The organism is Roseiflexus sp. RS-1 (genome assembly GCF_000016665.1).
GTDB lineage: Bacteria > Chloroflexota > Chloroflexia > Chloroflexales > Roseiflexaceae > Roseiflexus.
Map to the genome: position 1 here is coordinate 1800175 of NC_009523.1, position 13840 is coordinate 1814014.

Annotated in this window: 7 protein-coding genes; 3 read left to right on the forward strand and 4 right to left on the reverse strand. The window is 61.4% G+C overall.

The features are described 5' to 3' along the window. Positions 1 to 3423: a helicase-related protein gene (locus ROSERS_RS07665; protein ID WP_011956225.1), complete on the reverse strand. Its 3423-nt coding sequence runs from the start codon at positions 3421 to 3423 to the stop codon at positions 1 to 3. 581 nt (positions 3424 to 4004) lie between these two features. Here ROSERS_RS07665 and ROSERS_RS07670 point away from each other — a divergent pair. Continuing rightward, entirely contained in the window at positions 4005 to 4724 is a 720-nt protein-coding gene (locus ROSERS_RS07670) for an SDR family oxidoreductase (protein WP_011956226.1), read from the forward strand. Here the strand turns inward: ROSERS_RS07670 and ROSERS_RS24870 are convergent. Beyond that, positions 4699 to 5865, reverse strand: a complete 1167-nt coding sequence (locus tag ROSERS_RS24870; protein WP_011956227.1) for a hypothetical protein — start codon at positions 5863 to 5865, stop codon at positions 4699 to 4701. The two genes, ROSERS_RS07670 and ROSERS_RS24870, sit on opposite strands and share 26 nt — an antisense overlap. Positions 5866 to 5918: 53 nt before the next feature. Here ROSERS_RS24870 and ROSERS_RS07680 point away from each other — a divergent pair, with 53 nt between their 5' ends. Then, positions 5919 to 6845: a cation diffusion facilitator family transporter gene (locus tag ROSERS_RS07680; RefSeq protein WP_011956228.1), complete on the forward strand. Its 927-nt coding sequence runs from the start codon at positions 5919 to 5921 to the stop codon at positions 6843 to 6845. Between the two features lie 148 nt (positions 6846 to 6993). On the opposite strand, the gene ROSERS_RS07685 is transcribed toward ROSERS_RS07680, so the two are convergent. Next, a complete protein-coding gene (locus ROSERS_RS07685; RefSeq protein WP_011956229.1) occupies positions 6994 to 7962 on the reverse strand; it encodes a quinone oxidoreductase family protein in 969 nt (322 codons plus the stop codon). Next, positions 7962 to 11618 carry an alpha-amylase family glycosyl hydrolase gene (locus ROSERS_RS07690; protein ID WP_049767583.1) on the reverse strand — a complete coding sequence of 1219 codons (3657 nt, stop codon included), beginning with the start codon at positions 11616 to 11618 and terminating at the stop codon, positions 7962 to 7964. The genes ROSERS_RS07685 and ROSERS_RS07690 overlap by 1 nt, the downstream gene beginning before the upstream one ends. A gap of 831 nt (positions 11619 to 12449) precedes the next feature. Between ROSERS_RS07690 and ROSERS_RS07695 the strand changes: the two genes are divergently transcribed. Then, a complete protein-coding gene (locus ROSERS_RS07695) occupies positions 12450 to 13703 on the forward strand; it encodes a hypothetical protein (protein ID WP_011956231.1) in 1254 nt (417 codons plus the stop codon). Positions 13704 to 13840: the final 137 nt, after the last annotated feature.

Consider the following 13840-nt stretch of genomic DNA (forward strand, 5'->3'; position numbering starts at 1 on the left):
CTACGTCCTCTCTGTTCCGGACGAGGCTCCGGGGACCTGGTAATCCGCGCGCCGGAGTCCGAGCGAGCAAATCACCTGGGGTTCGCCTGTTGCACCATCTTCCTCCACGCGGCACAGGCGGCCGTCTTGTCGCAAGGCGATAACCAGGGATGCCAGATCCTCGTCCGAAACGCCACTCTTGAGCTGGCGGTTGAGCGTATCGGTGGCGGATTGGAGCAGGGGATGCCTGTAGATGTCCTCGATAGCCTTGAGCAGGTCGGCCGACTCGAAGAGCGTTCCCTTGAGTTGCTCCGCATACCTTTTGAGCCGCTCGTAGGTGCGGAAACGCGCGCCCGACGGGCGACCCAGCTGCCCTCCGACCGACTTCTCAGTCTCGACAATAAGCTGGACGCCTCTGGCGACCAGGTCGTGGTGATTCTCGGCGCGCGGCAGGGCCTGGGTGTCTGGTGCGCACTCGGCGGCTTTAAGAATGGCAAACTGCGACTCGGTGACACTGTTTCCTTGCGCGTCGATCCATGCAAGCGCGTCGTTGCCTTCGGCAGTGCGAAGGTAGACCAGCGCCCCCTCGGGGCGATCTGAGGCGGGCTGATGTGGTTTCGTGGAGTACACCACATTCGGTAAGGCCGGGATGAGCTTCTCAAGCTCCGGGTACTGATCAATGGCGTTCTTCCAGATCTGGTAGGCGTAGGAGGCGAGGTCAACTTCCGTATCCTCATCGCCATCTAAAATGCCCGCCTTCTCAGTGTACAGGTCGTGGAGCGACCGGTCATTGCGCTCGCCTTCAAAGAACGCCTCATCGGCGCCGACCACCTCTGCGTTCTCGCGGAGCCGTTGCATCACCCGCGCGCGCAACCGGATGATCCGTTCCACGCCATCGGCGGGGAGGAACGAGTAGCACAAAATCCGGTCCGATTTCTGGCCGATCCGGTCCACGCGCCCGGCCCGCTGGATAAGCCGGATAATGGCCCAGGGCAGGTCGTAGTTGACGATGATGGAGCAGTCCTGGAGGTTCTGCCCCTCACTCAGAACATCCGTCGTCAGCACGACGCGCAGTTCGTCTTCGGGAGCAATGCGGTCGCGCCGCTCATTGCTGACGGGACTGAAGCGGTAGGCGATAGCCGTCGGATCGGCGGTGTCGCCCGTCACGGCGGCGATAGCGTGCAGTCCGTGGGCTTCGAGCTGCTCCTCCAGGTACTTGACCGTATCGGCGAACTGAGAGAAGACGAGAACCTTTTCCTCTGGATGTCGCTCCTTTAAGAGCTCAAGGAGCGCTTTGAGCTTCTCGTCTTGAGCGGCATCCCACACGCCGACAAGCGTCAGCACTTCCATCAGCGCCTGCGCATCCTTGCGCAGATCCCTGGCGAGCGCTTCTTTATTGAAGAGTTCCAGCCTCAACCACTTGAAGCAGCGTTTGAATTGGGTGGCATAGACGTTATAGATTCCAGCGGCACGGCGTTGAATCTCCCGCTCCGTCAGTTGGCTGCGAGCTGGTTTATCCAGTTCCCTGGGCGTGTCGTCATTGTCGTCCTCGGTCGCTGCCTCCCACAGGTCGCTGTCCTGGTCATTCGCCCAGGTGTCAAGGAGGCCCATATCCTGGGCGCCGATGGGGAGCGGCAGTCCTTGTTCAATGGCGTGGAGGAAGATGTAATTGCGCAGGATGTGGCGCTCCAGCGACAGGATGAAGGAATAGCCGCTGCTCTCCAGGCGCTTGAACAAGTTTGTGCGGCAGAAGCCCTTGAGGCGCGTGCCGGCGCGGGAGAGATCGGCCAACACCCTGGCTTCTTCCGCTGTGGACCGCTTGTGGGATGAGGGCTTCAGGTAATTCCCCAGTCCATAGCGTGGCAGCGTGAGGTTGTTCACCCTCTGCACGACGTCGTCGGCGAAGAGGCGCGCGTACTGATCGGCGGGGTCGTTCTCATTGATCGTGAACTTGACCGTCTTCGGCACGCGGGTCGGGAAGTAGGAGCGCGCGCCGTTTGCGAACTCGAGGTACTTGCGGTTTTGAGCAGGGTCGAGTTTGGCGTAGTTCTCCTGGATAAAGGTGCGGGTGCGGCGGATCAGATACAAGCGCATAAGGTCGCGCCAGTCGTCGGCGTACTCACTTTTCTCGAATGCTGCGAGAGACCGGACGGGGCATTGGTAGCGGCGGACGAATTCGGTCTCTCCCAGATCGCGCAGCAGCCTCTCCGGCCGGATGCCGATGTCCCTGGATTCGTCAATGAACAGCCGGAGTTGGTTTGAGAGGTCGAGATAGGTCTTGTTGTAGGGCGTAGCCGACAGCAAGATGACGCGACTGTCATTCGAGGCGATGTAATCGGCAATGGCGCGGTATCGTTTGCTGTTGCGATTGCGCAGGTTGTGGCTCTCGTCAATGACGACCAGGCGGAAGCGGCGAAGGTTGGGAAGCTCTTGCTGGACTCGCGTGATCGAAAGCACCATAGCGCGGAGGCGGTATTGCTGCCGATAATCCTCCCACATCGGAACCAGGTTCTTGGGGCAGATGATGAGCGTCTCAACGCCGTAATCGTCCTCAAAAATCCGCGCCAGGGCCGTCGCCATAAGGGTCTTGCCCAGACCGACCACATCGCCGATAACGACGCCGCCGCGCTTGTTCAGGTGATGCGCAGCGATTTTGACGGCGGCCTTCTGGAACTCAAGCAGCTTATTGTCGAAGTCGCTCGGGATGCGAAACTCGGTGAGGCCCGCCCGCGCCTCCTGAGAAAGGTGGTAGGCTATCTTGATGTAGATATAATAGGGAGGGATCGGTTCTGTCCGCGCCCAGCTCTCGTTGATGATCTCGACCAGCTCCTTAGAGATGTCGAGGCAGAATCGGTCGTTCCAACGATCCTCGAACCATCGGGCGAGCTTGTCGCAGGCGTCGTGATCGAGGACGTCTATGTTGAGCTCCCCTTGCCCGGCAAGCCCCGCCAGGGTCAGGTTGCTACTGCCGAGGTAGCCGATCTTCGGGTTGAGCGGGTCTCGTCGAAAGAGCAGATAGAGCTTGGCATGAAGCGGATGGCGCAGAAAGAGCTTGACAACCACCTTCTTAGCAACGATTTGCGAGGCCAGGCGCTGCAGCCCTGCCTCGTCCTCGTTCGTCGGAACGCCCACGATAAGCTGGTCGCGGAACTCCTGGGCCAGCTTGCGCTTCAGAACAGTGGCAGTGGCCTGGTCGATGTCGTGCCCATCCCTACCGAACCTCAGGGCCTGCTTAAGCTGGTCTTGCGGCATCTGCTGCATGCCGACCAATAGCCGGCAACAGTGCCCCTCACCGCCAGCCCACCTGTCGACGAGGGGAGATAGTTGCTTCCATCCACGCAGGTTGAAGTAGCCGACGCAAAAGTCCGCCCGTTCCGACAGCTTCATCGCATCGGTCAGGGCAGACAAGAGATGCTTCTCGATGTTATCAAAGATTTGCGGCATGATTTGCGTTACCGTTTCCTCTTTTATTCAAACGGCAAGTTTTCTGCACCATGATGCCGGATTTCAAGGTTTTTCTCTCCACAGCATCTTGATGCTTTGAATCAACGCTCCATCAGCGAGAGAATGCGGATAGTCGGTGAATATCGACCATTCGGGTGCGTATTGAACACGTTATTGTCGATGCGAAGTATCATTAGAGCATATCAGATGTCGTCATTCGTTCAGAGTTCTGAGGCAGGGTGATGGAAACATGCCAGGTATTGCACAACTTACGCTCGCAAAAGCAGAGGGAATACTGAATAATCAACATAAACCTTGATGATATCTACTCAATCTTGCGGAGTGAGCATGTGCAATCTCAGAGGTACAGGCCGTTAATGTGACTAAAGTATAATGAGGAACCCTTCCAATGTCAACGCCTGTGCCCAACGTTCAACGGTTGCCGCTTTCTCTTTTCTCTCTCCTCACTCCTCTTCCCTCACTATGTCAACGCCTGTGCCCGACGTTCAACGGTTGCCGCTTCGCGCACTGGCGGGTATAATCCGTGTAGCAGGATTGTGCGCCAATGCGGGAGTAAGAACATGCGTCTTCAAGGGCGGGTAGCGATTATCATCGGGGCTTCGAGCGGCGTCGGGTATGAGACGGCACGGCGTCTGGCTCGCGAAGGTGTGTCGGTGGTGGCTGCGGCGCGACGCCGCGACCGGCTTGAGTCGCTGGTGGCTGAGATTGCCGGAGAAGGGGGGCGGGCGGTTGCGATTCCAACCGATGTGACTGACTCGGAACAGGTGGAGCGATTGGTCGAAAGTGCGGTCAATCTGTTCGGGCGGGTTGATATTCTGGTCAACTCGGCGGGGGTGACGCACAAAATTGCGCCGCTCGAGCAGTTCAGCAATGATGATTTTCGGCTGGTGATCGAGACCAATCTGCATGGAACATTCTATGCGGCGCGTGCAGTTATTCCCCACATGAAGCGTCAGCGATCCGGTACGATTGTCAATATCGCCTCGCGGGTGGGGAAGATCGGTATTGCCAATATCGCTCCATTCTGCGCAGCCAAATTTGCGCTCGACGGTCTCAGTCAGGCGCTTGGCGCAGAGTTGCGTCCGTACAATGTTTTTGTGACCACTATCTTTCCAGGGCTGATCAACACCGAACTGGAACCGCTCAATCCCGGCGAAGAGTTTCGTCGGCGCCTGATGACGGCTGCCGATGTAGCGGAGGTTATTCTGTGGGTATGCACGCTTCCGCCGACGGTACGGGTTGATGAACTGCCGATCATGCCGCGTCAGATCGACATGTGACCTCGTGCGCGGCGCTGGCGTTGCGGATCGCGGTCGATGAAAGGTCGATGCGAAACAGGCGTTCGGGCAGTTCGCGGAAGAGGGGGCGCAGTGCGGGCGGCATGTCGATATCCGCCAGGGTGCGGAAGATGCCGTCCCTGACACGCCCGGCAACCAGGAAGGTGCAGCGTTGTGCGGCAATCCTGGCGAATGCCGCGTCACGACCGGCTTCGCCGTCGTAGTAGCGCGGATCGATGATCCGAAGCGCGGTATCATATCCGATCACGAACGTGCATCCGGGAAAGAGGTCGGCTTTCTGAACGAAGAGTGGCGCGCGCGTCAGCACCACGGGGTAGCGCCCGCGGAACTGATCAAGGCGGCGCTCCAGTTCGATGTATCGCAATGGCGGTTTGTCGGCGTTCAGCACCGGCAGTTCGAATGTCACCGGTGTATCGAGCACCACGGCTGCCGCCTGCGCCAGATACTCGTGACCGGCATGGAGCGGGTTGAACGAACCAGACAGCAATGCAGCCGGCGGTGCGCCTTCGCGACAGATACGACCATCTTTGCCAACAAAGACCGCTGCAATGTCACCGTTCAGCAGGAGCATCAGCGGATCAGGGGACGCTTCTTCCTCCACCTCGACGGTTTCGGAGGGTTCCAGCGCCAGCGCAGGCGGTGCGACGCCACACGCCTCGGCGATTGCGCGTATAATCAGCAGGCTTATCAACGCCTCCTCGCCAGCACGATCACGCGCGCCTTTGGCGAGGGTCAGTCTGGAGACTCGCAACGTTGCGCCGTCGTAGACGGCAACCGAGCAACCGTGATCACCACGTTTGACGCGGTCGGTTGCGATAGCGGCAGTGCAGGCGACCCCCAGGCATGGTGCAGCGCCATCGGTCAGGCGCAGGGCGCGGCGGTACGCGGCTTCAGCCATGGCGCGCGCCGTAGCGGCAGAGACGAACTTTTCCGGCGTCGCGCCGATCAGATCGGCGAGAGACGCGGCGGCGTAACGGTCGGTCGCCTCCAGCACTGTGCGAGACGAACCGGGGACGCTGTGCAGCCAGAAGAGCGCCAGGCTTCCGGCGCCAGCAAACTCGAAGACCAGGCGATGGGGCGTTTGATGAATGGACGTGATCGTCTCTTGAGGCATTGGCATCATAAGAAATAGTGTACCACGATTTACCCGCCTTTGCCTGAAAGCGACCAGAATCTATGAATGGACGCGCAACACTGACCCGTTTTGCATGGCTGTCGATCGCTGCGGCAATCGTCACCATTTCGCTGAAAGCCGGTGCGTATCTGGTCACCGGTTCGGTTGGTCTTCTGTCCGATGCGCTGGAGTCACTGGTCAACCTGGTAGCGGCGATTATTGCGCTGATTGCGCTGACGATTGCGGCGCAACCGCCGGACGAGGACCATTCCTACGGGCACGAGAAAGCGGAATACTTTTCGAGCGGCGTCGAAGGGGCGCTGATCCTGATAGCCGCTTTGAGCATTGCGTTCGCAGCGGTTGGGCGCATCCTTCATCCACAGCCGATTGAGCAACCGGAATTGGGTCTGACAATCGCAGTCATCGCGTCGCTGGTGAACCTGGTGGTGGCGCAGATATTGATCCGTGCCGGTCGGCGTTATGAATCGATCACGCTTGAAGCCGATGCGCACCATCTGATGACCGATGTCTACACGTCGGCAGGCGTCATCGTCGGCGTGGCGCTGGTCAGTCTCACCGGCTGGTATCTGCTCGACCCGCTGATTGCGCTGGCGGTCGCCGGGCACATTGTCTGGACCGGTGTTCAGTTGTTGCGGCGATCAGTGGCGGGGTTGATGGATACATCGCTGCCGGCGGCTGAACGCGAGGTGCTGGATGCAACGCTGGCGCCGTTTCGTGATGAGGGGATCATTTTCCACGCACTCCGCACCCGCCAATCGGGCGCGCGACGTTTTGTGTCGTTCCATGTTCTGGTGCCGGGAACGTGGAGCGTCCGTCGTGGACATACGCTGCTGGAACAGGTCGAGCGCGATGTGCGCAAGGCGCTGCCGAATACGACCGTCTTCACCCACCTGGAGCCGATCGAAGATCCGGCGTCGTTTCAGGATACGGCGCTCGACCGCGTTGAAGAGACGAAGGATCAGCACTGAATGAGGCTTTATTCCCGTGCGCTTGTACCCCTCATTCCCCCTGCCCCCTTCTCCCACAAGGGGAGAAGGGGGAGTCTGGGCGTCCTGAAGACCCTGGGGGCAGGCATTCAGCGCAACATGAGGACGCTCATCGTGCGTCGGGTGCGGATCAGGGCAGCAACAGCAGTTTGCCGCTGGTGGCGCGGCTCGCCAGGGCGCGGTGCGCTTCGGCTGCCTGTTCCAGCGGATAGGTTGCGTCGATCCGCACCTTCAATTCGCCGGCCGCCATCCACGCGAACAGATCGCCAGCGCGCCACAGGAGTTCGTCGCGTGTGAGCAGGTAGTGACCGAGCGACGGGCGTGTGAGGAAGAGCGATCCTTTTGCGTTCAACACCTGCGGATCGAACGGCGGCACGGCGCCGCTCGATTGACCGAACAGCACCATATACCCACGTGGACGCAGACAGTTCAGGCTTCCTTCAAAGGTGGTCTTCCCGACCGAGTCGTATACGACATGCACCCCGACGCCGTCGGTCAGTCGGCGCACCGCTGCGCTGAAGTCTTCCTGAGTGTACAGAATGATGTCGTCGGCGCCGGCTTCGCGCGCCAGCGCCGCCTTTTCTTCGGTCGAAACGGTGCCGATCACTCGCGCGCCGCAGCGTTTGGCGATCTGTACCAGCAACAATCCGACGCCGCCAGCGGCAGCGTGGATCAGTGCGACTTCACCAGGGCGCAGCGGGTAGGTGCTGTGTGTCAGATAGTGCGCTGTCATGCCCTGGAGCATCACCGCTGCCGCCTGGTGCAGGTCGATGCCTTCGGGAACCGGCGCCAGCATCGTCGCTGGTACGATAGCATACTCAGCGTAGGCGCCCTGCCGCATGGCGTATACCACCCGGTCGCCCACCCGCACATCGCTGACGTCGGGACCGACCGCATCGACGATCCCGGCAGCTTCCATGCCGGGCGTCATTGGCAGCACGCCTTTGTACTGTCCGCTCCGGTGATAGATATCGATGAAATTCACCCCAGCCGCTGCAATTTTGACCCGCGCCTCACCCGGTCCAGGTTCGGGCACGGGGAGATCCTCCAGACGCAGCACCTCTGGTCCGCCATAGTCGTGAACACGTATGGCACGCATCACTCTGCTCCTGTATCTGTCAATGACTCCTCGCTCTGCGACACTGCAAGCAACTGTTCGACCCGGTAGCCGCTCTGTTCAGCCGCGTCGATCAGGCGTTCGATGGTCTGGGCGCAATCGGCGCGGATCGCATCGGCGTCGGGCGTTGCTTCCACCTGTAACGTTGCGACGGCGATCAGGTCCAGCCAGCGCAGGAGCCGTTCGAATCGCTCTTTGTTGAACCATAGCACGCCCTGGAAGCGGTTGACCCGTGTGAACAACTGAACATCGCCGTCCGACATCAATGCTGATGCGAGGGCGTGGTACTCGTCGGCGAATGTCGCGTGCCAGCGCTGCCGGGTGGTCAGAATCTTGACCAGCAGCGCCGCATCGGCGGCTGTGTCGTCGCTGTAGCCGAACTCGACCAGCGCCGCCTGGAGCGCGCGCCCGAGCAGGTATTCGTCGATCAGGCTTCGGCTCTGTCCGGCAATATCATCGGCGGCAACCATGAGACCCAGTCGATGGAGCGTTGCCCAGGCGATGGCGGTTCCCCAGCGCGCCGGATCGTCCGCCAGCGGTGCGCCAATACGCTGCGCCTGATGTTCATCGGCGCAGACCATGAGATCGATCATCGTTTCCAGGCGATGCACCACATCGGTGACGATGCGGTTGGTATCGACCGTGCTCCCGGTGAAGGCGGCAAATTCAGTGAGGAAGGTTCGCAGATGCTGCTCGAAGCGTTCGATGGCAGCGGTTTCAGTCTGTTCCGGCGTGGTTGGAACAGGAGTCGATGGCGCAACCGCGCTTTCGGGGGTTGACCGGCGTTGTGCGAGCGCCTGGAGTTCTTCGGGTGTTGGTTCGTCGAACGCATCGGGTCCTTCCAGCATGCTATCGATCCTGTCATTGTCCGCGCCGTCGAACGCTGGCAGGACTCCGCGCTGCACAGCGCGGCGATCCGCCCAGGCTGCCAGTTCGCGCAGCGTTGCAGCGCTGACCAGTTCGCGGAAGGGGGTCAGCACCGGTTGGAGGAACATCTCGCGCAGGGCGATATCGATGCTGGGTACGCCGCGCCCGCCCAGGTATGCCGTAATCTGAGCGTAGCGTCCGTCTGGATACTCGGTAACTTCGCGGAAATCGAGGAACACGTGGCAGCCATACGGACCGAGTTCGACATACAACCCGCGTTCCGCCAGGTCGCGGCTATGGCGAATATATTCCAGCCCGTTGCGGTGATCGCGGAAGATGGTGTAATTGTTGTCGCCAGCGCGGAGCGCCAGCCCTTCGGCGAGGGTGCGTTGCGTCAGAGTTCGTTCATCGCCTTTGCCGGTGCGCGCCATGAACGCTGCCGAAAGGCGCACCCAACCGCTTGTGTGGGCATAGCGATTATGGTAGACCACCAGCGCGCGTTCATTGCCATAGCGGTTCGAGAACGCAAACACATCCTCGTTCACATGTCCGTCAGGCATATAGAAGTCGTACAGCAAGAAATGGTCGGTGCCGGCGAACAGGTGACGGCGGTGGAGCAGCGGGAAGATTTCGCGCTCGTGCCGCGCAATCAGCCACTCATCCGGCTTCTCGTCCCAATAGGCGCGGTAATACTCCATGCCATACTTTTCGGCAAACCCCTCGATCTGCCCGTGCCCAAACATCGGCAACCCTGGCATGGTGACCAGCATGGTGCAGACGCCGAAGTATTTATCACCTTTGCCAAACTGATCGACCGCGGTGCGCTCGTCGGGGTTATTCATAAAGTTGACGAAGCGGCGCAGCACTTCCGGGTCGAACTCGAGCACATTCTTCATAATCTGGCGATACTTGGCGTTCTCCTCATCGCGCAGACAGACCATGAACGCACTGTTGTACACGCGATGCATGCCGAGGGTGCGCACGAAGTACCCTTCCATCAACCAGAAGGCTTCTGCCAGCAGCAGCGTATCAGGCGCTTCGACCGCGCAGCGGTCAACAACCTCGCGCCAGAACTCCTCCGGCATCACCGCGTCGAACTGAGCGCGCGTCATGCCAAAGCCGGCGCGCGATGGAATATCGCCGCCGGTTCCCGGTTCGGGGAACCAGAGACGGTGATAGTGGCGTTTGGTCAGCGTCATTGCCGCGTCGAAGCGAATGATCGGGAACTGCCGCGCCACGTGCAGGATCGTCTGAATCACTGCCTCACGCACTTCAGGCTTGAGGTAGTTGAGTTGCGCCGTATCGTTCCACGGCATGCTGGTGCCGTCGTTCCCGTGGTAAATGTAGCGCGCCTGTCCCGTCCAGCGGTCGAGGCGCTTGAAGACCACCGCCGCATCGCTGCGGTCGTAGTAGTGATCTTCGATGAAAATGCCCACCCGCTCATCACTCGACAGGTCGGGACCGTTGAAGGTGTAGGTTGGAAAGGGCGGATAATCGAGTTGAATGAACCAGTCAGGATGCTCGATCACCCAGCGCCCGTCGATGCCGACGTGGTTCGGCACCATATCGGCGGAGAGACGAATGCCGCGCTGCCAGGCGCGCGCCCGCAGATTGTCGAGCGCCGGTTGACCGCCGAGCGCCGCAGCAATCTGGTAGTCGTAGAGCGAATAGGCGGAGGCGACGGCATCGGGGTTGCCCATGATCTGCTTGATGCGTTTCGACGCCTGGCTGCGCTCCCAGAGACCGATCAGCCACAGACCGGTGAACCCACGGCGCGCCATCGTATCGAGTTCCTCGTCTGGCACCTGGTCGAGCGTCTTGATCGGACGACCGTACCATTTGCTCAACTGATCGAGCCAGACGAAGGTATTCTTTGCCAGCAGCACCAGGCGTGGCATCCACTCACGGTCGGGGGTATAGCGCTCCGGTTCCGCCTCCAGATAGCGATAGTCGGCAACCGGTACATATGCACCGGTCAGATCGCCGCCGCCGACGCCGAAGCGCGCCCGTTCCTCTTCTTTAATAACGTCCAGGCTGCTGAGCAGGCGGTAGAGAAATGCGCGATCCAGGAAGCCCGCCCAGTGTTCAAGCACATAGTTGAGTTGCCCTTCGATCGAGTAGGGTGACGCCAGCGCGGGGGCGCGCAGAAGTTCGATCAGGGTGCGACTGGAGACGCCGGGCAGAACGGCGGCTGGCGGCGGTTGGGTTTCGAAGAAGCGGTCGAGTTCTTCGATGATCTTGAGATAGACGGTATCGTGCTTCAGTCGAGAGTCATCGAACAGTTCGAGGAAAGGATTGAAGGCCGGATTCATGTTTTCCAGCCAGAGCATGAGCATCTCTTCGAGCGCAACTTCGCGGTGTGGCGTGCTGGCGGTCGATCCTTCGAGGTACGCTTCGATGGTCTGTTCACGACGGTACACGGCAATTGGCGGGAACTCATCGCTGAAGGCGCGCAGCGCCGTCTCGACCTTTTCTGCGCCCAGGCGTTCGTTGAGCCAGGTGAGCGCATCGGCGAGCAGACGCTCCTTCACGCGCTGGCGGTAGAGTTGCGCGACATAATGCAGAATTTCGTCGAGCAACCCCATTGCGCTGATCTGCCCGGCGCGCACCGCCTGCTCAGGGAAACGCGCCAGGTCACGCTTCTGGTTCATCTTCTGAGCGAAGACACGCGCGGCGTGGAAGTTGGCAAAGATGACGTTGCCGCTGAACTGGAACAACGACTCATCGAAGTGGTAGCGGTCGCGCGCGCTGCGGGCGACATGAAACTCCATCACCGGCGCGCCAGTTATGCGGCTCAGGTCCACACTGTACTCCAGTCGAATTGCAATGGGCGCACGCCTGTTCTGCGGGTGCACGCCGATAACGTCGATTGCCACAAACCCGGAAATGAAGCCGGAACGAAACGCGCTCTGTAGTATACCACGCAGATGACAGTTCGCTGACAGGCGCAGCGATGTGTGTAGGAGTGCACGGAAGGAGGCGTTATTGGGAGTGAAGGGGCGAGGCGAGAGGGGCGCGAGGCAAGAGGTACGAGGGGATGAGGCGCGAGGAGTTGCAGGTTGAACGTTGCACGTTGAACGTGGGACGACAACGTGGAGGGGCGCAGCGCTGCTGCGCCTGGACTGGCAGCAGGGGCCATGGCAGTGGCGCGAGGCGCGAGGAGTTGCAGGTTGAACGTTGCACGTTGAACGTGGGACGACAACGTGGAGGGGCGCAGCGCGGGTGCGCCTGTGCCAGCAGCGAGAGCAACGGCGGGGGCGAGGCGCGAGGCGAGGGGGGAGAGGAGATGCTCACAGGGGTAGATTTTTGGCAAGCCCCTGCGTGCTATCGCCTGTTTCAGGCATCAGGACGCCCAAACTCCCCCTTCTCCCCTTGTGGGAGAAGGGGGTTGGGGGGATGCTCACAGGGGTAGATTTTTGGCAAGCCCCTGCGTGCTATCGCCTGTTTCAGGCATCAGGACGCCCAAACTCCCCCTTCTCCCCGTGTGGGTTGAAAGGGGGGGGATTCGCAGGCAGATTGTCAACCGTTTCCGTTCCACCGAACGCACGGGCCGATCCGTCGGTATCATGATCATGGAAGGATCGCGAGACACGGAGGATGGTATGTCCCGCACGTCCACAGAACGGTTGCTGCAGCAGCAGATCCAGACCCTCTTCCCGCGCTTGTCGCGTCACCGGCGCCGCGCCCTGGCCCGCTGGGTCTTGGGCGCCTTATTGGCGGGGAGCGCCAATCGTCCCGCGCTGGCGCCGGCGCTCGCCACTGCCGGGATCGCCCGCGCCGCCACCCTGGCGGACGCCTGGGATGCCTGGATCGCCGCCCCGGCCCATCTCATAAACACCGCCGACCCACCCGCAGCGGGTGCGCCACCGGTGGTCAGTCCGCTGGCGTGCGGCGCCGACCTGCTCCGCTGGATTCGCGCGCACTGGACCGGCGGACCGCTCGTGCTTGGGCTGGATGCCTCCCATCGGCGCGATGACGTCGTTCTGCTGCGCATGAGCGTCCTCTATCGGGGCGCCGCCCTGCCGGTCGCCTGGGTGATCGTCCCGGCGAACCAACCGGGTGCGTGGGAACCGCACTGGGAGCGGATGCTGCGCTGGGCCCGCAGCGCGCTGCCGCGCGACCAGGAGGTCCTCGTGCTGGCGGATCAGGGGTTGTGGAGCCCCCGGCTGTGGCACGCCATCCGGTCGCAGCAGTTCCATCCCATCATGCGGGTGCGCACCACGTCGACCTTCGCGCCGACCGGTCAGGCGCGCCAGTCGGTGCTGCGCCTGGCGCCCGGACCGGGGCATGGATGGGTGGGCGTGGGGGTCGCCTTCACGCACGCACCCAAGCGGATTGCGGGCACGCTGGCGGTGGCGTGGGGCGCCGACCATGCGGAACCGTGGGTGCTGCTGACCGATCTGCCGCCCGCGCAGGTGGATGCCGCGTGGTATGCCCTGCGCAGTTGGGATGAGGCGGGCTTCCGCCAAAGTACGTCGATGGGCTGGGACTGGCAACGCGGTCAGGTGACGGACTCGGATGCAGTCGCCTGGCAGTATCTGGTAGTGGCGACGGTCACGCTGTGGACGGTGGCCGTCGGCACGCGGATCGAAGATGCAGAACAGCAGGGGGTTCCGCCCGGTCGCCTGAAGCGGGCGCCGCCGACGACCGGCGCGCCGCCGCGCCGTCGCTGGAGCGGCACGGCGCAGCGGGTGATCAGCCTGCTCCGGCGGGGGGCAGGTCGGCGCCTGCGCTGGTTGCTGGCGCAAGGGCGTTGTTGGGTCCGCTTGTGGTTGCGCCCGGAGCCCTTGCCCAAAATAGGTGACAGCGTAACCATGCATATCTATGACCCGTCCCAATGCCTGAAATCGCCCTAAATCCCCCCCCTTTCAACCCCGTGTGGGAGAAGGGGGTTGGGGGGATGAGGGGCACAAGCGCACGGGAATACAGAACATTGCTCATCTCTCCCAAAAACTCTGCACTTGAGAGCGCGAGGCGCGAGGGGCACGAGGGG